Origin of the sequence: Chelatococcus sp. HY11, assembly GCF_018398335.1 — a bacterium.
Taxonomy (GTDB): domain Bacteria; phylum Pseudomonadota; class Alphaproteobacteria; order Rhizobiales; family Beijerinckiaceae; genus Chelatococcus.
The window spans coordinates 1,527,334-1,547,526 of sequence record NZ_JAHBRX010000001.1; the positions used below are offsets into that span (position 1 = coordinate 1,527,334).

Consider the following 20,193-nt stretch of genomic DNA (forward strand, 5'->3'; position numbering starts at 1 on the left):
ATCGCTACCCGACATTGAGGTGGCGACCCCGGTTCCAGAGCAGGAACGGCACGCCCGAGGCAAGCGCCCGCACGGCGGCGCCTGACTGGAAGGCTCCATTGAGCGAGACGCGTGGTAGCGCCCGCAAATGCTGGATGTGCTCGGCGAAGACATGACCGGGCCGGGTCGTCACCGCGATCTCGAACCCGGCCTCCGCCGCCGCCTCGAATTCCCTCGGACCGGCGGAGCCCGGATCACCGACCGGATAGGCGAAATGACGCACATCCATGCCGAGTTCACGCGCTATTGTTGCGCGGCTTTGATGCATCTCGGCCCGCACCATCTGCAGACTGTGCTTGGCCAGCATCGGATGCGTCATCGTATGGGCACCGATCGATACGCCCTCCTCGGCCGCCAGCGCCCGCAGGCCATCCCAATCGAGACATAGGTCATCGACCATCTGAGCGCCATCGACACCCGTGCGCTGCGCCAGATCCGCCACGACGGCACGCAAGCGTTCCTCTGTGCCACCCCGCAACTGCCAGTAGAGCTGATCGAAAGCCGCAGCTTTCTCCGCCGCGCTTCGCGCCGGCAGGTTGAGGGACAACGGCTCGGCCCCCTTTACCTCGATCTCCAGACGGTCGAGACGACGGATCGCTTCCTCAAGCTCGAGCCACCACAGCGTCGCACTACGGTCGGCGAACCCCGGCGTCACGAACAATGTCCAGGGCGCGCGGTGGCGCTGAAGCACGGGCAAGGCGAATTCTGCGTTGTCGCGATAGCCATCGTCAAAGGTCACCGCGACGAATGGACGTTTGCCCGACTCCCGCAGACGTCCGGGGATATCGTCCAAGGCGACGAAATCGTGGCTGCGCGCAAGAATGCCAAGCGCCTGATCCAGGAAATCCGGTGTGACCTCAAGAATGCCATTGGGAGCGAAGTCGCGCGGCACCCGTGGCCGGACATGGTGCAGCATCAGGATCAGCCCCCGACCCTGCGCGAAGGGGCCGAGCCACCGGTTCGCCTGCGTGGCGGCGATCATGGCAAAGCCCATACGCAACACGGAATAGCGGGTGCTCATGTCATCTTTCCCATTGTCACGTCCGCACCATGAGCGAGAAAGATTGATTCAATCTTTTCAAGACAACGGGATCGACAGCCCAAGGCTGATTTCACCTCCGCTAACCGCTTTCACAACCATCGATTGACGCCGCCGCCCTCCCTCGCTACCTCCGCAGGTGGGCCACTATCGTTTGACCGCGGCGGGCGGGGTCGAGGTGAGAGCCTTCAGCACAGGATGGATCGCATGAGCAGCATGCCGAGCGAAGGGGCCGCGATGACAAACACCGCACTTCGCCGGGATGTCCGCCTCGCGCCGGCCGCGTCCCGGGTGCTTGGCGCCGTCAGGATACATCGCGACGTCGCGGCGATCGCCGACCTCTGGCGTGATTTCGGCACCCGCGCGGCCGGAACCCCTTATCAGATGTTCGACTGGGTGATGGCTTACGCCGATACGCTGGGTCGGGCAAACGGGGAAACGCTTATCGTGGCGACCGTGGAAGACACCGCTGGCGACCTTGTCCTGCTGCTTCCCCTGGCGCTTCGCCGCGACAAGGCGACCATCGTCGCGACGTTGCCGGGCGGCAAGCAGGCAAACTTCCATATGCCGCTGTTCGATCCGACCGCCATCCCGCTGCTCGACAAAGCCGCGTGCGTCAACATCCTGCATGAGATCGCGCGAACGGCCGGCACGATTGACGTCTTTGCCTTCTCCAACCAGCCCGCCGACTGGCAGGGCATCCCAAATCCCTTCGCCAGCCTTGGCGGACATCGCAGCCCGAGCCCCGGCTTCAAGCGGGACCTCGACTTTCCCCCTGATAAAACCGCGCATGTGCTGCACGGCGGGGAGACACGCAAGAAGATGCGCAAGAAGGAGCGGCGACTTTCGGAGATCGGTGTTCTGGACTATCGGCGGGTTATTGATCCACTGGAATCGACGCGGGTTCTCGATGCCTTCCTCGACCAGAAAGGCCTGCGCTTTCAACAAAAGCACATCAACAATCCTTTTGCCGACCCCGCAGCGATTGCCTTCCTGAAACGCGGAAGCGAGCAGATGGGCAACCGGGAGCCGGCCATCGAACTCTACGCTCTCACTGTCGGGGACCGGATCATCGCCACGTTCGGCGGCACCAGCGCCGGCACGCGCTTCTGTGGAATGTTCAATTCGTTCAGCACGGAAGACGATGTCATCAAGTCGAGCCCAGGCGATCTCCTGCTCACCTATGTCATCGAGACCCAATGCCGGCGCGGCCTCGCCACCTTCGATCTTGGGGTGGGCGAAGCGCCCTACAAGCTCGTGGTCTGCGACAAGATCGAGGAACTCACGGACACATACATGCCGGTAAGCCTCAAGGGTCAGGCCTACGGGCTGGCTGACGGCGGAATGCGCGCCGCCAAGCGATGGGTGAAACAGACGCCATGGGCCAAGGCCCTTCTGGATCGGGTACGCCAGCGATTGACCTGATCAGGCTTGCGGGCGGAGCTCCCGCCATCAATCACGCAGAACGGTATTGGCGGCGCCCTTATCGACCTGATCGATCACCAACAGCTTGACGGGTGCCGCGCCGATGTTCGTGCCCTGATGCCACTGCCCGATCATCTCGACAATGAAATCACCTGCCTTGTAGTCATCACTCTTGTTGGTGTCCGTGTTAGTGACACGCAGATCCCCGGCGAGCACATAGGCATAGCGCGGAAATGGATGCTTGTGCACCGGCAGCGTCGCACCTGGCGCGATATCGAAGGTGGAGACGATGACTTCCGCATTGCCCTTGGGCAGCGTGATAGGCTGACCGCTTGCGGTCGTTGTTGTCGTCAGCAACGGTGTCACGACAACGCCCGGTATGGTGGCACCGTGGTTATCGAAGGCTTGCGCCGGGCCAATAACCAAGAATCCGAAGAGCGCGGCCGGAATACCCCGAAACACGCAAGCGCCGAACTTGCCCGAATGCGCCATCGCCCCCCACCCGTTATTGATTGATTTCAACAGTATACGGGGGAGTTCTGTCGCAAATTCGCGCTAAATGCCAGATAAAACTCGCTGATGGCACGACGAAATCGGTGCCCGACGGCGGCCTCTTCCAGTCGAGGAAGGGCTCTGCAACATACGGGCCGCGTCTGAAAACCGCTCCATCTCTTTGATGGAGCAGCGGATTTGATCGAAAGCCCTTTAGCTTTTCTCGCTCCGATGTTTCTAAGCAAAAAGATGGGATCCGCCGCCAGGGGCGCAGCCACGCTCAAGCTGCGCGATGCATGGGGCCGTCGTTCTCGGCCGGCGTCACCGCGACGACAATGTTCTGGGCCCCGAGATCCTGCAGGTTCTGATAAGCGCTCAAGGTCGCCTCCTCGTCCTCACCCTCGCGGGATACCAGAATGGAACCGTCAGTGCGGCTAGCGAAGGCACCCAGGATCGCCGGGTCCAGTCCGGGCGACAGGCCGCATACCACCCACTCGTAGGTCTGATCGAGCGCTGAGAGAGACAGGGCAACAGCATCCGGATCGCGAACCAGCACCTCGGAAGGTTGCGTGCCGTGGGCGACCACATGTAAGCGCGAACCCGCCTCCCGGGCGAGCACCTCGGAAAACCCCGCGCGCTCGGTGACGAGATCGGTCAAGCCAGGCTCCTCGAAACCCGCGTCCTTGTCGGCGACGAGATTGACAAGCACGGTCCGTGCGTTGCGCGACAGGTGGCGTGCCAAGGCCCTTGCCATGTCGGTATTGCCGACAGAGACATTGGCTTCCGCGACGAACAGCCGGCGCCCTCTTTCCTTATGCTCTGGCAAAGCCAGCTTCGACAAAATGACATCGAAGCTGCCGTCGGCATTGTCGGGCGGAGCCTCGGGAGAGATGGCCGCTGGGGCGACGACGTCACGGAACTCCGCGTCGATAGGCGCCGGCAAGGTCAGGAAAGGCTCCTGCGTCGCCTGGGTCATGGGCTGTGGCACCGGACCGTAGCTCTCCTCCTCTCGCGCGACCGTCGCCCTGCCTGAAATCAGCTCGAGCGACAGCACGCCAACGGATGTCAGGGCGAATGTCGCGAGCGTGGCGATGAGAATGATCGGGACCTTCTTGGGGAAGGTCGGCGCGCTCGGCGCGACCGCACGCGAAACGATACGCGCATCGGCTGGCGCGGCGTCTCGGCTATCGCGCACCTGGGCCTCCCGATATTTGGCGAGAAAGCTCTCCAGCTGTTCGCGCTCACTGCGCGCATCAAGTTCCAGCGCCCGAAGCCTCACCTCGTTTTCATTGGCATCCACCGCGACCTGTTTCTGCGCATTGATCGCCGCGACCAGACTCTCCACCCGCGATCCCGCAAGGCGCGCATCGCTCTCGAACGCCCGTACGGCCCGTTCCGCAGCCAAGCGGATCTGGCTGTCGAGATCGGTAAGCTGGGCGTTCAGTTCCTTGATGCGCGGATGCTCGGGGAGAAGGTTGCGCGATTCCAGCGCGAGTTGAGTCCGTAGCGCAATGCGCTGCTCCGTCAAGCGGCGCACGAGATCATTGTTGGCGACTTCAGGAATCTCGAGAAGGTTGCCCGAACCCAGCATGCTGCGGATCATCTTCGCCTTCGCCTGCGCGTCTGACTGCGCGGTACGCGACGCCGCGAGTTGGGCAGAAAGATCCGCAAGCTGCTGTGTTGGCAGAGTGGTGGTTCCACTTCCAAGAAGGAGGCCCGTCTTGGCGCGAAAATCCTCCACGCGCGCCTCAGCCTCGGCTACGCGCTTGCGTAGCGGCTCGATATTGCTGGCGAGCCACTCGGACGCTGAGCGGGCAGCTTCCTGTTTAACCGTCTGCTGCAAGGCAATATAGAGCTCAGCAACCGTATTGGCGACGCGTGCCGCGAGGTCGGAATCCTCCGAGGTGAACTCGATGGCGAGCACGCGCGATTTCCCCACCTGGAAAACCTGCAGCCGCTCGGCGAATTTATCGAGAGCCCGCTCCTCCGGGTTACCCGCCGGCGCCTCGCTCTTGACGCCGACGGCGTTCATAAGGCGGCGGACCAAGCCGGCCGGCGCTTCGGGATTGTTGAACAGCGGATTGTTGATCAGGTCGAGTTTGCGGATTGCGTCACGCGCCAGATCACGCGACATGATCAGCTGGACTTGGCTCTGCACGGCCTCGCCATCAATCTGCCCCTGTAACTCAGGCGCGCCGCCAGGGCGGGTGTAGAAGTTGTCCCCGTTCTGCAGGAAGATCCGGGTTTCCGCCGTATAGCGCGGAGCCATCAGATTGACGGCAACCACCGCGCCAACGCATGCCAACAGGGTGGGTATGATGATCCACAGCCGACGCGCCACGACGGCGCGCCAGATCTGCCCCACATCAAGATCGTCCACCGGCCGCGAAACAGCGCCCCTGTCTGCTGCACCGGCGCCAAAGAACTTCGACATAGGTTCACCCACGCATGTTTTGCGCCAAAAGAAAATCACTTCTTGGTTGCCGTAGGGTTAAGACCGCACCCATCGCGTGCCGGTCACCGACAGGGCCCATACGAGGCCCGCCCACTAATTCTTTATTAACCATGCGAGGCTACCGTGCAGTGCAGCATTAACAGCAGCAAGATCATGGCGCGCACACATTCGCTTGTTTATGCCCTCTTTATTGGCCTCGCCTGCGCAGCTTGCGCGCAACGTCAACCCGCCGTCGAGGTTTTTCGCGCGCTGCCCTCTCAGCCCTACACGCTCGGGCCGGGCGACAGACTTCGCGTTATCGTATTCTCCCAGGACAATCTTTCGAATATTTACACGGTGGATGCGCAAGGCCGCATCACGATGCCGCTTGTCGGCACGATCCCAGCGACCGGGCGGACAACCCAGGACCTCGCCAAGCTCATCGAGCAGAAGCTGCGCGCCAGCTATTTGCGAGAGCCACGCGTCACCGTCGAGGTCGATACTTACCGGCCATTCTTCATCCTGGGTGAGGTGCAAAGTTCAGGCCAGTATCCTTTCGTCAGTGGCATGACCGTGCAGACCGCCGTCGCCATCGCGGGCGGCTTCTCGCCGCGGGCAGACCAGAACGAAGCCCAGATCACCCGCCAGCAGGGAGGCAAGGTCGTCATCGGCACCGTCCCGCTAACTTATCCCGTCCAGCCCGGCGATACGATAATGCTGAAGGAACGCTGGTTCTAAAAGCAGTCGGGCGACCCAGCTCAAGTTCGAGCCTTGATCCCTTCATCCGGAGGGGCAACAATGTCTATCGCCAACGGATGGTGGGGGAACTGCCGTGCGCATTCTGCATGTCTTCCGCACGCCGGTCGGCGGCCTCTTTCGCCATGTGATGGACCTGGCGCGCGGTCAAAGCGCGCGCGGCCATGATGTCGGCATCATCTGCGACGCGACAACGGGCGGCGCGCGCGCCGATGCGGCGCTTGCCGGGCTTGAGGCCACCTTGTCGCTCAGCGTCAAGCGCGTCCCCATGAGCCACCTGCCCGGGCTTGGTGACTTCGTGACAATTCGCAAGGTCGGCGCCCATGCCCGACAGCTTCGTCCCGATGTCATTCATGGCCATGGCGCCAAGGGCGGTCTGTTCGCACGGCTGGCGGCCAGCCGCGGGCCCCGCGGCCCAGCCCTCGTCTATACGCCCCATGGGGGTAGCTTTCATTATGGCCCGGGCCACCCGGCTCATCACATATATATGGCGGTGGAGCGCTACCTGGCGCGCCGGACCGATCTCTTTATCTTTGAAAGCAGCTTCGTCCGGGAGCAGTTTCACCGCTACCTTGGCCCGTCCGGACAATTGGAGAAGGTCGTTCACAACGGCCTGTCCGAAGACGAATTCTCACTCCTCGCGCATCCCTCGCCGGCCTTCGATCTTCTGTTCATCGGGGAGCTCCGGATCCTGAAGGGCGTCGACGTCTTGCTGGATGCGATCGCCCTCCTGAGAGACCGAGGCCATTCCGTCCCCCGGCTCCTGATCGTGGGCGCAGGGCCGGACGAAACGGCCTTTCATGCACAGATCGCCAAGCTGGACCTCGGCTCGACGGTCACGATGCGGCCGCCATCGCCGATCCGTCATGTGCTGGCCGACGCCCGCGCGATGGTTGTTCCATCACGCGCGGAGTCCCTCCCCTACGTGATCCTTGAGTCAGCCGCCGCTGGGCAGCCGCTCATCGCGACCCGCGTGGGCGGCATACCCGAAATCTTTGGTCCGGCGGCGGCACGGCTCATTCCGCCCGGCGACGCACCCGCCCTGGCTGATGCGATTGCGCAAACCCTCAATGATCCCGCTCGCGCGGCCGCGGATGCGCTGGCCCTGCGCGACTACGTCCATGCCCATTTTTTGATCGCCCACATGGTCGATGGTATTCTGTTGGGCTATGATGCCGGCGTCCGACATCGGGCTGAAATGCGGCGTTAAAGCTTCCGTGACGCTTATCAATTAGGCATTTGTGCCGAAGTGCCCGTCGCCATACGTCGTGGTGGATGATGCTCGTCGGCCCATGCGGGGTCTTAAGCCGGCAAAGAGGCGGCCTATGCCTACCTACGATATTCGTGATCTTCTCAAGCAGCCGATCCTCCCGGAGGATGCCGAGCGGCCGCTGACACCCCTCGCCGAGGAGATCGCCGCACGCCCCGTCAAGCCGACCTATTCCCCCGTTGTGCTGGCGGGAATAGCGCGCGTGGTGGATTTCGTGATCGTCGCCGCCACCGGCCTCGCCGTGCACGCGCTTTATCTGCAGCCCGGCAGCCAGTTCCCGATAATCCACGGCTTCACGATCCTAGCCATCGCGATGCTGACTGTGATCGTGTTCCAAGCGCTGGGGATCTATCACATCAGCTCTTTCCGCGCGATGCTCACCCAGGGACTACGCCTCCTCGGTGGATGGTGCGGGATCTTTCTCATCCTTATGGCAGCCCTGTTCTTTGCGAAGCGCGGGGAGGATTTCTCGCGCGTCTGGCTCGCGAGCTGGTTCATCGTCGGCCTCATTCTTCTGGTCACCGGACGCGTCACCCTGTCCTATGCCGTGAAGGCGCTGACCAGGGCCGGGCGCCTCGATCGGCGCACGGCCATTGTCGGTGGAGGACCGGCAGCGGAGGAGCTCATTCGCGCTCTTGATGCCCAGCCGGACACGGGCCTGCGCATTTGTGGCGTTTTTGATGACCGCAATGACGAACGGTCGCCCGACATCGTCGCCGGCTATCCCAAGCTCGGCAATGTGAGCGATCTGGTTGAATTTGCCCGGCGCGCCCATCTCGACCTCGTCATCTTCACGCTGCCGATCACGGCGGAGGATCGCCTCCTGTCCATGTTGAGGAAGCTGTGGGTGCTGCCGATCGACATCCGGCTCGCGGCGCACCGCAACAAGCTGAGATTGCGTCCCCGCGCCTATTCCTACATCGGCGCCGTGCCTGTCCTCGATGTGTTCGACAAACCGATCGCCGATTGGGATCTGGTCCTGAAATGGCTCTTCGACAAAATCGTCGGCGCGCTTCTCATCATCCTCCTCTCGCCTGTGCTGGCAGCCACCGCGATCGCGGTGAAGCTCGACTCACGCGGCCCGATCCTTTTTCGCCAGAAGCGCTATGGCTTCAACAATGAGTTGATCGAGGTGTTCAAGTTCCGCTCGATGTATGTGGATCAGTCGGATGCGGATGCGGCCCGGCTCGTCACGAAGGGGGATCCCCGCGTGACACGCGTGGGTCGTTTCATCCGAAAGACCTCGCTCGATGAACTGCCACAATTATTCAATGTGGTGTTCAAGGGGAACCTTTCGCTGGTCGGACCTCGCCCCCATGCCGTCAAGGCCAAGGCTGAAAACCGGCTCTACGACAAGGTGGTCGACGGCTATTTTGCGCGCCATCGCGTGAAGCCCGGGATAACGGGCTGGGCACAGATCAATGGCTGGCGCGGCGAGACCGATACGGAAGAAAAACTCCAGCGCCGCGTCGAGCATGACCTGTTCTACATCGAAAACTGGTCCGTGCTCTTCGATCTCTATATCCTGGCGCGGACCCCCTTTGCGTTGCTCTCCACGGAGAACGCCTATTGAACGCACACATGTCCAGGCTGGATACGCAGAAGGTCGTGGCTCGCCAAGCGGGAGCCGCGCCTGTCGTGCGACGCTGCCGTCCCCTGCAGTCCCTGCTGGCGGAACCATGGCCCAGGCTCACCCGATAGCCAAAGCGCGCGGCACCAATCAGGACACATTGGAAAGGGGAGCGGCTGCCAGGCGGAAAGCTCCGCGGCACAGGCTGCGTCTACGCATTTCGCTAGCACGCCTCGATAGCCTCGCGCTTTGGCTCTTCGTCTTTGCTGGCGCGTTCGTCCTGATCGAGCCGTCCCTCTATGAGCTGCTGTTTCCACTGGCATTGGTGGTCGCGCTTCTCATCGGCTTCCGGGTTCCCGCAAGCGCGGCACCGATGATCGTTCTGTTGACACTGTTCAACATGGGAGGGGCTTTCGCGCTAATTCCCTACCTCGATGAAAGCCGCAGTGTCATGTTCATCGTCATCTCGCTCTATCTCGCGATGACGTCCGTCTTTTTCGCCTCGATCCTCACACATGAACCGGAACGGCGTCTGGAGACGATACGGTCGGCTTTGATCTGGTCCGCCTGGCCCGCCGGCATCGCCAGCCTTCTCGGCTACTTCGACGTGGCTGGTCTTGGCAGCATCTTCACTGTCTACGGAAGAGCGTCGGGTACCTTCAAGGACCCGAATGTCATGGGCCCCTACATGGTCCTGCCCATCGTTTATATCGTCCAGGGTTTCATCGAGCGGCGAAGCGGTGTCCTGAAGACGATTGCCCTGCTCAGCGTGCCGCTGCTGGCACTATTCCTGTCGTTCTCAAGGGGTGCCTGGGCGGACCTGGTTGGCGCGCTGGCGCTCCTCTTCGCACTCAGCTTTGTCACCGGCGCCACTCTCGCCCAGAGGCGCATGATGATTGTCTATGCGCTTGGCTGTATCGCCGTTCTCGTGGTCATGCTGGGCATTGCCCTATCCATCGACGATGTGCGCGAGATCTTCACCATGCGTGCCTCTCTGTCACAGGATTACGACGAAGGCACCACCGGCCGCTTCGGCAACCAGTTGCGCAGCATCCCGCTTCTGCTTGAGCACGTGAACGGCCTTGGACCGCTGCGGTTCCACGTCTATTTCAACGCTGACCCGCACAGCGTCTATATCAATGCCTTTGCATCCTATGGGTGGCTGGGCGGCCTTTCCTATTTGACCCTGATCATAGCAACGTGGATCGTTGCCTGGCGCACCGTCTTCCGGCGCAGCCCCCTGCAATCCCATGCCATTGCCGTCTGGTCCGCTCTGATCGTGATAACGATCCAGGGCTTCCAGATCGACACCGACCATTGGCGCCAATTCTACCTCATGCTGGGATTGACTTGGGGCATCGCGGCCGCGAGCAAAACCCTCGCGACGGCAAGCGTTCCGACGATTGACAACGCACTACGCCTGCTGGGGCCTCAGCCCCAGCAAGTCCTCACCTATCAAACGCGAGCTCTGGGCCACACGCCCCGACAGAGCGACCGCATAGGGTGACCGCTGCTCCGAATGAGGCAATCCCTGAGATGGGCCAGCTTCAGGCCAAAAGAGAGCCAGCGCGTTTTCACGCCTTTCGTCACCTCGCCGCATGATCATCAGAGACAGCAAATGGGCCGTGGATACCCAGCTTGGCGATCGAACGCTCCGATACGGGATTAGGGAAGCGGTTGGCACCGTGACCTACGAGCGAGCTGGCATCTCGTAAAGCAAAAATGGCGGTCACAAGTGGCCGCCATTTTGAAACTTTAGTGCAAGTAAGCCCTGCGGGTCGGCCTGCGATCAGAAATCCCGCTGAAAGCGCAGGCGCGCCTGCCACTGATCCTCAGAGGACTTGTAAATCGCGGTGACGCCATTGTCGTAGACAAGCGTGCGGCCGTTCGGATCGAGCTTGGTGTAGAGAACCTCCACACCGATGTCCATCGCGCTCACCGGTGACCAGATGAGATTGGACCCCACCGTCCAGGTGTTGAAGTCGCTCAGGCCATTATAGGTGGAGGTCACCGCGCCCGAATAGTTGACCTTCGTATAGCCACCAAAGACGCTCTGGCGAATGTTCGGTGTCCAGTAGTGGAGCATCGCAGCGAGAGCGTTCCAGCCCTTGGTCTTCTTGATGTCTCCGTTGACGATCACGCCATCCGCGGCAATGCCCACCAAGGGCCCGATGGCCTGGTCACCGTTGATACCGATGTAACTGAGCGCACCGTCGGTATAGGCGGCCTGCAGCCACAGGTAGTCACCGGCGGCCAGCATCGGCAGTTTAACCTTCACGCCACCCTGAACCGCAAAGCCATAAGTCGAATCGACTCGGCTGCCATAAACATTCGAACCATAGATGGTGCTGGAGTTAAGCTGATGGAGCGCGCCGGAGAGCTGCGCCGAGCCCCAGTCCTGGTCCACGAGCAAATTGCCGACAACGTCCGGCAAGCGCTGACCGGCCGCACTGTAGTAGCTCGTTCCGACATTACGCTGGTTTCGATCCTCAAGCGCGATGGTCGCGGAAAAACCGGAGCCGAATGTGGCGGAATAGGCCAGCAGTTGGGTCTGCCCATTATCGGAGCCGAGCGAGCCACCGTAGTTCAGGTCGTTGGCGTAGAAGTCGAAGAACGATTGGGCAACACCCGCCGTGAAGCCGGCGAACTGGATGAAGGCTTTATCGAGGCTCGAGTCCGTGACGCTGCCGGCGGGCACGCCCAAGGCGCGATAGGCACCTGTCGTGCGCGTCAGCTCAAAGCGGAAGAAGGCGCGGATCGTGCCCCATTCAGACGATGAACGCGCATCGACCTCGAGGCGGCCACGTGCGAGGAAACCGGTGGCGTCGGCAGAACGGCCATTGCCGGGCACCGACCACTTCGGCTGCGCATAAAGATACTCAGCGCGAACATAGCCGCCGACTTTCAGGCAGACATCGCCACCGGGGATGTAGAAGAAGCCTGCACCGTGAATGGAGCAGACCCGGACATAGTCGATAGGCGCTGCCTTGGTCATCGGCAGATCAGCTGCCGAGCCCTGCGACATGGTGGCAAAAGCAGCAACTGAGCTCAAAAGCACAACAGAAGCCAGACGCATTAGAGTCTCCTCCAACGGCAAGGGCCGTAGTATCCAAAAACACTTTACGCGCGGCTTTCAACCCCCGTCGATTAAAATCATCTATTGAATTCAGCAAGGCTTTATATGCTGCAAAAGAGCAACATGTATATGAATAATTATTACTCAACTTAACTCGATAAAGCCTAATATTTGAGCAATAATGGATATAATATAGTAATATCCATATACAAATACGCAGAATCCGCTCCATTCTCGCCCAATAAACAGCCAGAATGCCGCAACGGGCCGAATTTCCCTCCATGGACCGGGCGCTTTACGTCTCGGTTACAATATAAATCCGCCAACAACAATCGTAAACCGGTCATCCATCTCTTAGTATTTGAACATTCTTATACAAAAGGCGCCGATGATCAAAAGTAATATAAATTAAAAGTACATTTTAAAATCTCGACAAACATAACTTCAATCTTCGAACGCGGCCGGGCCATATTGGGACGAACATACGGGAACGAGTTTGACCTCCTCAGGTCCGCATCGGCCAGCGCAGGTGCCGCCTTTAGCAAAAAAGAGATCTGCCGGCCCTCCGCAAGCATCGCCTGCATCATTCCCTTAATGCGCAGGCCGACGGTCTGAGCTACAGGCTCGCGTCAATAAAAAAACCCCGGTGCAAGCACCGGGGTTCCATGAACTCAGAGAGTTCTGATGGGGATCAGAAATCGCGCTGGAAGCGGAGACGACCCTGCCACTGATCTTCGTTGCCCTTCTGGTAGACAGGGGACGCCCAATTGCGCTTGGCGTCGACCTTGGCGTAGAGCACTTCCACACCGATATCCATCGCCTTCACGGGCGACCAGATCAAAGCCGAAGCTGCCTGGAAGACCTTAAAGTCGCGATAGACACTGCCCGCGACAACCTGGCCGGGGAAGTCAACCGAAGTATAGCTGCCCCAGAGGGTCGAACGCAGGCTGGGGGTCCAGTAATGCAGGAATGCACCGAGAACGTTCCAGCCCTTGGTCAGCTTGACGCCGCTTGTCGCGTAGGACGGCCCGCCCGCAACTGGAGTAACGACCGGGATCACGTAGTCGGAGACCGGCAAGAAGTTCGCAAGACCACCGATACCCGGCGTGCCCGTCACACCGAGGTAGCTCAGCGCGCCTTCCGCATAAGCGGCCTGCAACCAGAGCTGGTCACCAGCGGCAAGCATCGGCAGGTTGATCTTCACACCACCCTGGATGGCATAACCGTACTTGTTGTCGACGCGGCTGCTGCCGACGTAGGTGCCATAGTTGTAATCCAGCAACGAGGAATTCAACTGACGCACGGCACCCGACAACTGAGCCGAACCCCAACCCTGATCGACGCGGAGGACACCGACGACGTCGGGCATACGCTGACCAGCGCTATTGTAAGTGTAATAACCCGTGGTCGAGCCACCGACTGCCCGCTGGTTGCGGTCTTCGAGCGAGATCGTCGCCGAGAAGCCTGAACCGAAGGTAGCGGTGTAAGCCAGGAGCTGTGTAGCCCCTTGGTCCGAACCGGGAATGATGCCCGGAGCAGTACCCCAGTTCAGCGACTCAGCGTAGAAATCAAAGAACGACTGCGCGATACCGGCTGTGAAGCCTGCGAACTGGATGAAAGCCTTATCCAGGTTCGAGTTCGTCGTGCTGCCCTGCGGACCGGCATAGGTCGCACGATAGACGCCCGAATCACGCGTCAGCTGGAAGCGGAAGAACGCGCGGATCGTACCCCATTCGGAGGACGTACGGGCATCAACGTCGAGCTGACCACGGCCACGGAAGCCGGTCGTGTCACGATTGCGGCCCTGTCCAAGACCGTTGTTCAACGGCTCCTGATACATGAACTCCGCACGAACACGACCGCCGAGCTTGATGCAGGTGTCGCTGCCAGGAATGTAGAAGAAGCCCGCGCCGTGGACCGAGCAAACGCGAACGTAGTCAACCGGCGCAGCCTTCGTCATGGGAAGATCTGCGGCTTGAGCCCCGGCAACCGCGGCGAAGCCTGCAGCGCTACCGAGTAGAAGGCTCTTAACGAGCTTCATTCTGACCTCCAAAAAATCGAGACCCATTGGGAGCAGGCTTAATTTCGAAGCACAACCGACAGCTGAACTTCAAAGGTACCTATTTCCCCGTTTTTAGTGGGCTATCCTCCGGTCATCTGCTCCTTGGAGCCCATGCCAGCGGTTTAACCCGCGATGCGTAACGGGTGCCCCCGACGCCTCATTACCATGCTGGACGGACGCCTCAGGTTCAATCGGTTCCAAGGCATAGACGGCGGGTTGCGGGTGTTTTTGACCCCGTTGTTGCATAAACGACACTTTGAACGCCCAGCCAGCAGGCCATTTCCGCCTGCTCGAGCGCTCAACAATAAGTTGCCGCATTGCACAATCCACTTCCGCGTCCTCAACGCCTCAAAAAATGCGGCATCGCCACCGCTCGATTCGGAGAATCAAGGCCACGCCCATCGCCGCCGCCACCACTGCTCGGGACACGCGCATGGCCAGCTTGCGTCGCGTCCACTCGCTCAGCGCTCCTCGTCGGGCCGAGAAGGCCCTTCACTTTGAAGAACCCGAAGTCGAAAGGACATACGAGGCTGCAAGCTCACGCACACAATGGGGCAGCGACAAGGAACCTACTTATCCGCGGCCGGCGTCGGCACCGGACAAGGGCGGCACTGACCTCTCAAACGAATCGCCGGGGCTATTGACAATCTAGGGTTGCAAACACCCCAGCGCTTTGCATTTTGCGCAGAAGCACCAGCAGGGACAGCCGACCTCGGCACCGGAAATCTCCTGCATACGAAGCAGTTGGCTTCGCCTAAACCCAACCACCGTCCACGACATAATGCTGGTTGGTGCAGGCTGATGCTTCTTCCGATGCGAGAAATACGGTGAAACGCGCGAGTTCATCGGGAATCAGCTTGCGCTTCAAACATTGCCGCCGCATCAGCTCCTCTTCGCCCTCAGGCGTCAGCCACTTCTCGATCTGCCGTTCCGTCATGATCCAGCCGGGTGCGATGGCATTGACGCGGATATTGTCCGGCCCGAAATCACGGGCCAGCGACCGGGTAAGGCCAATCACCGCTGACTTCGACGCGGTATAAACGGCCATGTTTCCCTGGCCGACCATCCATGAGGTCGAGCCGAAATTGATGATGACCCCGCTTTTCCTGGCCTTCATGTCCGGCAAAACGGCCTGCGCGGCGAAGAACTGGTGCTTAAGGTTTACGGCGATACGGTCGTCCCAATAGGCGGGCGTGACGGTTTCCGTCGCGTGGCGCTCGTCATGAGCTGCATTGTTAATAAGAATGTCGATCGGCCCATATTGGGTACGGATCGCGGCAATCGCTGAAACAAGCGCGTCGATATCCGTCACATCGGCCTTTTCGAAATGGACGGTGCCGCCCGCTGCGCGCAGCTCATCCACCAGCGCGCGGGATTCAGTGTCCTTTATATCAAGGAAGCCCACCTTGGCGCCCTGGCTCGCGAAACGTCTCACGATGCTCGCGCCGATGCCGGAGCCTCCGCCTGTTATGACAACGGTCTTGTTGGCTAAATCGGGATAGATCGCTGACATGGGCTGCCCTCCTTGGCCGGCCGCGATTGGACCGGCTCCCATTCTGATGATCGCCTCTCAAGAGGCGGGGAAAGCGGGCCGTACGTCAACCCTGCACGTGTGAACCAGCCCGCAAATCACCCCGGCTTCATTGGTGCGAAACAAACATAAATTCAATATTATTTTGTCATATCAGACTGTTATATCGAAATGCCTCCAAAAGTGTCTGCAAGGGTAATAGGATAATATACCTGACCATCGGACGTCATTATTCTACGCTATTGGACCAAATGAGGGCTTGCGGAAGACACAGCCTTTGGGCATCGTCACGTCAATTCGCCCGTTGAAGGCCAGCAACCAGACGAGGGAGAGAGACTTGACGCTCCTAAGATTGCAGGGGGTGAGCAAGGAATTCGGCGCCATACGCGCCTTGTCGGAGATCGACTTGACGGTCGCCGCCGGCGAAGTCGTCGGCCTGATGGGTGACAATGGCGCTGGGAAATCGACTCTCGTGAAGATCATCGCGGGCAATTTTCCGCCCTCGCATGGAGCGATGGTCTTCGATGATCAGAACGTGCATTTCTCTCGCCCGATCGATGCACGCTCGGTCGGGATCGAGGTGGTCTACCAGGACCTTGCTCTCGCCGATAATCTGACGGCGGCGGCCAATGTCTTCCTTGGCCGCGAGTTGAAGCGACGGCTAGGGCCTCTTACGGTTCTCGATCACGCGGCGATGAACAAGCGTGCCTCGGAGCTTTTCCAGGAACTGAAGTCAGAAACGCGCGCCGATGACCTCGTGCGGCAGATGTCCGGCGGCCAGCGCCAGGCCGTTGCCATTGCCCGGACCAGGCTGAAGAAAGCCAAGCTCGTGTTGATGGACGAGCCGACTGCGGCAATTTCGGTGCGTCAGGTCGCAGAAGTACTCGATCTGATCCGCCGCCTGCGCGACGCCGGCATAGCAGTCATCCTGATCTCGCATCGCATGCCGGATGTCTTCACCGTCTGTGATCGCGTCGTGGTGCTGCGACGCGGATCCAAGGTGGCGGACAAACCTATTGGAAATTCAAGCCCGGAAGAGGTCACAGCCCTGATCACCGGGGCCAAGGAGGCCGCCTGATGGATGATTTGTCGACGGCTGGACGACATACGAGCGAAAGCGGATTTACCAATGTGGGCCGCGCGGCTTGGTGGCAGCGCGGCTTTTTTGCGTCACAGACCGCCTATGTCGTCCTTGCCTTTTTCATCATCACCGTCGCCATCTCCTTCGTGGCTGATAATTTCCTGAGCCCGGAGAACCTTCTGCGCACGTCGCAGAATTTCTCCTATGTCGGCATCGTGGCGCTCGGAGCAACGCTTGTCATCATCACCGGCGGGATCGACCTCTCGGTCGGATCCGTCATGGCGCTGACGGCCGTCGTGACGATGATCGTCATGAAATGGATCGCAGAGACGGCATTCGGTTTCGTCTCCATGCCGCTTGCGCTCCTCATCGGACTGGCGATCGCGGGCTGCATCGGGCTCGTCAACGGGCTGCTCATCGCGCGCCTTAAACTGTCCCCGTTTGTCGTAACCCTCGGCATGCTGTCGATCTGTCGCGGCCTTACTTACGTCATCACCAAGGGCCGCAGCCAAGCACCGGGAGGGCCCGGGGTCGACATGTTCTACGCGCTCACCAATGGCAAGCTTTTCGGACTGCCCATACCGCTCGTCTATCTTCTCGTCGGAGCGGCGATCATGGCCTTCGTGCTGCATCACACCGCAGCAGGACGCCATATCTTTGCCATCGGGGGCAACGAACGCGCAGCCGCGTTGACCGGAGTTGCCGTCGAGCGCGTCAAGATCGGCGTCTATGTCGCCTGCAGCATGACGGCGGGTTTTGCCGGCATTCTCATGTCGGGCTGGCTTGGCGCGGCGCAGGCCAATTTGGCAACGGGCTACGAACTCACCATCATCGCTGCCGCGGTGATCGGCGGCGCCAATCTCGCGGGCGGAACCGGCGGTCCCGTGGGGGCAATCATCGGCGCCGCGCTGATCGAGGTCATTCGCAACGGCCTCGTGCTGGCCGGCGCGGACAGCTACTGGCAGACCGCCATCATCGGCATGATCATTATCTTCGCTGCCATCGTCGACCGTCTAAGGAGTCTACGGGCGGCCTGAATACTATCGGCCGCCAGCACGTGCATATCAGGGGCACGATAAGCCTCATCCGCAAGACAGGGAGATAAATTGATGAAACGCTTCATTTTAACGGCTCTCGCCGCGGTCGCCATCGCAGCGCCGGCGTTCGCGCCATCGGCCATGGCGCAGCAGAAAATGCGCTTCGCCATCGTCCCGAAGGCGATGAACAATCCCTATTTCGACCTGTCGCGTGACGGATGCATGAAGCGCGCGAAGGAACTCGGCAATGTCGAGTGCATCTACAAGGGGCCGATCGAGCACGAGCCCGCAAGCCAGGTGCAGATCATCCAGGATCTCATCACGCAGCGGGTGGACGGATTGGCGATCTCAGTGTCCGACGCGGAAGCCGCCATCAATGTCATCAAGCAGGCACGTGACGCAGGCATTCCTGTCATCACCTTCGATGCCGATTCACCGAAATCCGCGCGTCAGGCCTATGTCGGCACCGACAACAAGGAGATGGGCCGTCAGCTCGGGCGCGAACTGATCAAGCGCAAGCCGCAGCCAGGCACCTTCATCACGCAATCCGGCGGACCGGCTGCGGAGAACCTGAACGAGCGGCTCGCCGGTCTCTATGAGGTGGTGAAAGCGGCTGGATGGAAGGAAGCGAGCGGATCACCGAGTTACTGCAATGACGACTCAGCGCTCGCTGTTCAGCAACTCAGCGATATGGTCACCGCTAATCCCAACGTGGATGCGGTCGTGCCCGTCGGCGGCTGGGCGCTCTTTGCTCCCGAGGCCTACAAGGGCTTCGTGAACGCTCACAAGAAAAACTATGAGAGCGGCAAACTCGCGCTCGTCATGCCCGACACGCTCAAGGTGGAGCTCGAACTCTTGCGCGACGGCTATGCCAATGTGCTCGTCGGGCAGCGGCCATTCGAGATGGGCGAGAAAGCCATGGACATGCTGCTGGCGCTGAAGAAGGGCGAGAAGGTCGAGCCAATCACCTATGTCGGCCTCGATGTCGTCACCAAGGACAATGTGGCCGAGTTTCTAAAATGAGCCCACCGTGATGGGAGAGGTCAGCTCTCCCATCACCCGCCGCACGAATTGCAAGCATCGGTATCACTCCTGCAAAAGATTACTCCAGCATAAACATGTACAGGCACGGGCAAGGTTGTCCGGCTTTCGATCAAATAACCCGTTGGGGAGGCATCAAATGAAAACCTTCGCTCTTGTCACCGCGCTTGTGGCTGGCGTTTCCTTGGGCAGCGTTGCGGCCCATGCTCAGTCCGGCGCGCTCTCGAAGGCTGTAGGTGGTTATTCCTTCGAAGACGCAGCGAAGGAAGCGCCAGACACCAAGAATTTCAACTCGAAGGATGGCAAGTTGACCTTTGCCATCATCACGCATACCGCTGGCAATGGCTTCTTCGACCCGACCTATGTCGGTGCAAAGGCAGCGGCCAACGCCTTCGGGATCAATCTGATCACGCTCGGCTCCGAGGCTCCCGTCGACGACATTCCGCGCGAGATCGAGATCATCAACCAAGTGATCAATGACCCGACGATCGACGGCGTGATCATGACGACGCCGCAGTCCGGCGCCTATGACGACATCGTCAAGAAGCTCCAGGCCAAAGGCATCCCTGTCGCGACCACCAATTCGTTCGATCCCAATCTCGCCAGCCGCTCGCAGATCTCGCATACCGGCCAGGATGCCGGCGCCGCAGCGATCGGTGGCGAGGCGCTCGCGCAATGCCTGATCAAGAACGACGTCAAGGGCGGGAGCATCATCTTCCCGTCGACGACCACTCTCGGCAATGTCGAGGTCAACAACCGCATCACGGCTGCTTTTCAGGCTACGGTGAAGGCGCTGAACGCGGCGGGTAAGTTGAAGGATTTCAAGGTCGATGCCGGTCCCCAGAACATCGGAATCGACGTTGACAAAGACAATATCGTCGGTTCGATCGTTACGCTGATCGAAAGCCGCAAGGACGTGGTCGGGGCCTTCGCCGCGAACGGCTTCGTGACACCGGCTCTGGGTGACGCGATCAGTCAGCTCAAGCTCAACGGCAAGGTCTGCGCCTTCGGTTTCGATCTTGGTCCGAAGCAGCAGGAGCAGATCCGGACGGGTGCCCTCACCGGCTCGCTCGGCCAGCAGCCTTTCCTGCAAGGCTTCTGGCCGGTGGCACAGCTCTACCTGCAGATCGACCGGGGCATCTCGGCAGCCAATCTCGACACGCGCGCCCAGCTTGTGACCAAGGATAGCGTCGAAAAGGTCGGAAAGCGCTTCGAAAACTGATCGATTTGCGTGAGGGGCCCGCAGATGCGCCGACACTGCGTAGCCCTGCCGGACGTGAACACTCACTAGTGGCGGACGATCGACGCCATCGCGGTAGGAGCCAGCTGATTCTGGCGGT

Annotated in this window: 15 protein-coding genes; 9 read left to right on the top strand and 6 right to left on the bottom strand. The window is 60.4% G+C overall.

Translation table 11 applies throughout. The annotated features are described in order from the left end of the window. Positions 1–4: 4 nt before the first annotated feature. Positions 5–1,060 (bottom strand): polysaccharide deacetylase family protein, encoded by a 1,056-nt coding sequence (locus KIO74_RS07195; RefSeq protein WP_213331361.1) that lies wholly within the window; start codon positions 1,058–1,060, stop codon positions 5–7. A gap of 225 nt (positions 1,061–1,285) precedes the next feature. Between KIO74_RS07195 and KIO74_RS07200 the strand changes: the two genes are divergently transcribed. Beyond that, positions 1,286–2,503, top strand: a complete 1,218-nt coding sequence (locus KIO74_RS07200) for a GNAT family N-acetyltransferase (protein WP_213331362.1) — start codon at positions 1,286–1,288, stop codon at positions 2,501–2,503. 27 nt (positions 2,504–2,530) lie between these two features. Here the strand turns inward: KIO74_RS07200 and KIO74_RS07205 are convergent, their stop codons facing one another. Next, complete coding sequence (locus KIO74_RS07205) at positions 2,531–2,995, bottom strand: cupin domain-containing protein (protein ID WP_213331363.1); 465 nt, start codon at positions 2,993–2,995, stop codon at positions 2,531–2,533. A 280-nt stretch (positions 2,996–3,275) separates the two neighbouring features. Next, positions 3,276–5,429, bottom strand: a complete 2,154-nt coding sequence (locus KIO74_RS07210) for a GumC family protein (RefSeq protein WP_213331364.1) — start codon at positions 5,427–5,429, stop codon at positions 3,276–3,278. A 174-nt stretch (positions 5,430–5,603) separates the two neighbouring features. On the opposite strand from KIO74_RS07210, the gene KIO74_RS07215 reads away from it, so the two are divergent. The 4 genes from KIO74_RS07215 to KIO74_RS07230 all read left to right on the top strand — a co-directional run bounded on the left by KIO74_RS07215 (position 5,604) and on the right by KIO74_RS07230 (position 10,532). After that, on the top strand, positions 5,604–6,167 hold the full coding sequence (locus KIO74_RS07215) for a polysaccharide biosynthesis/export family protein (protein ID WP_213331365.1): 564 nt from the start codon (positions 5,604–5,606) through the stop codon (positions 6,165–6,167). Between the two features lie 94 nt (positions 6,168–6,261). Then, on the top strand, positions 6,262–7,395 hold the full coding sequence (locus tag KIO74_RS07220) for a glycosyltransferase (protein WP_291979131.1): 1,134 nt from the start codon (positions 6,262–6,264) through the stop codon (positions 7,393–7,395). Between the two features lie 115 nt (positions 7,396–7,510). Then, complete coding sequence (locus KIO74_RS07225; RefSeq protein WP_213331366.1) at positions 7,511–9,028, top strand: undecaprenyl-phosphate glucose phosphotransferase; 1,518 nt, start codon at positions 7,511–7,513, stop codon at positions 9,026–9,028. A 106-nt stretch (positions 9,029–9,134) separates the two neighbouring features. Further along, positions 9,135–10,532: an O-antigen ligase family protein gene (locus KIO74_RS07230; RefSeq protein ID WP_213331367.1), complete on the top strand. Its 1,398-nt coding sequence runs from the start codon at positions 9,135–9,137 to the stop codon at positions 10,530–10,532. A gap of 282 nt (positions 10,533–10,814) precedes the next feature. Here the strand turns inward: KIO74_RS07230 and KIO74_RS07235 are convergent, their stop codons facing one another. The 3 genes from KIO74_RS07235 to KIO74_RS07245 form a co-directional block, all read right to left on the bottom strand. After that, positions 10,815–12,101, bottom strand: coding sequence for a porin (locus KIO74_RS07235; protein ID WP_213331368.1), 1,287 nt, complete (start codon positions 12,099–12,101; stop codon positions 10,815–10,817). 691 nt (positions 12,102–12,792) lie between these two features. Next, on the bottom strand, positions 12,793–14,142 hold the full coding sequence (locus tag KIO74_RS07240; protein ID WP_213331369.1) for a porin: 1,350 nt from the start codon (positions 14,140–14,142) through the stop codon (positions 12,793–12,795). Positions 14,143–14,917: 775 nt separating this feature from the next. Then, positions 14,918–15,676 carry an SDR family NAD(P)-dependent oxidoreductase gene (locus KIO74_RS07245; protein ID WP_213331370.1) on the bottom strand — a complete coding sequence of 253 codons (759 nt, stop codon included), beginning with the start codon at positions 15,674–15,676 and terminating at the stop codon, positions 14,918–14,920. Positions 15,677–16,031: 355 nt separating this feature from the next. Between KIO74_RS07245 and KIO74_RS07250 the strand changes: the two genes are divergently transcribed. From KIO74_RS07250 to KIO74_RS07265, 4 genes are all read left to right on the top strand, one after another. Then, positions 16,032–16,772: an ATP-binding cassette domain-containing protein gene (locus tag KIO74_RS07250; RefSeq protein WP_213331371.1), complete on the top strand. Its 741-nt coding sequence runs from the start codon at positions 16,032–16,034 to the stop codon at positions 16,770–16,772. Beyond that, positions 16,772–17,812: an ABC transporter permease gene (locus tag KIO74_RS07255; RefSeq protein ID WP_213331372.1), complete on the top strand. Its 1,041-nt coding sequence runs from the start codon at positions 16,772–16,774 to the stop codon at positions 17,810–17,812. Before KIO74_RS07250 ends, KIO74_RS07255 begins: the two co-directional genes overlap by 1 nt. Before the next feature lie 72 nt (positions 17,813–17,884). Further along, a complete protein-coding gene (locus KIO74_RS07260) occupies positions 17,885–18,835 on the top strand; it encodes a sugar-binding protein (protein ID WP_213331373.1) in 951 nt (316 codons plus the stop codon). A 157-nt stretch (positions 18,836–18,992) separates the two neighbouring features. Beyond that, positions 18,993–20,075, top strand: a complete 1,083-nt coding sequence (locus KIO74_RS07265; protein ID WP_213331374.1) for a substrate-binding domain-containing protein — start codon at positions 18,993–18,995, stop codon at positions 20,073–20,075. Positions 20,076–20,193 lie beyond the last annotated feature (118 nt).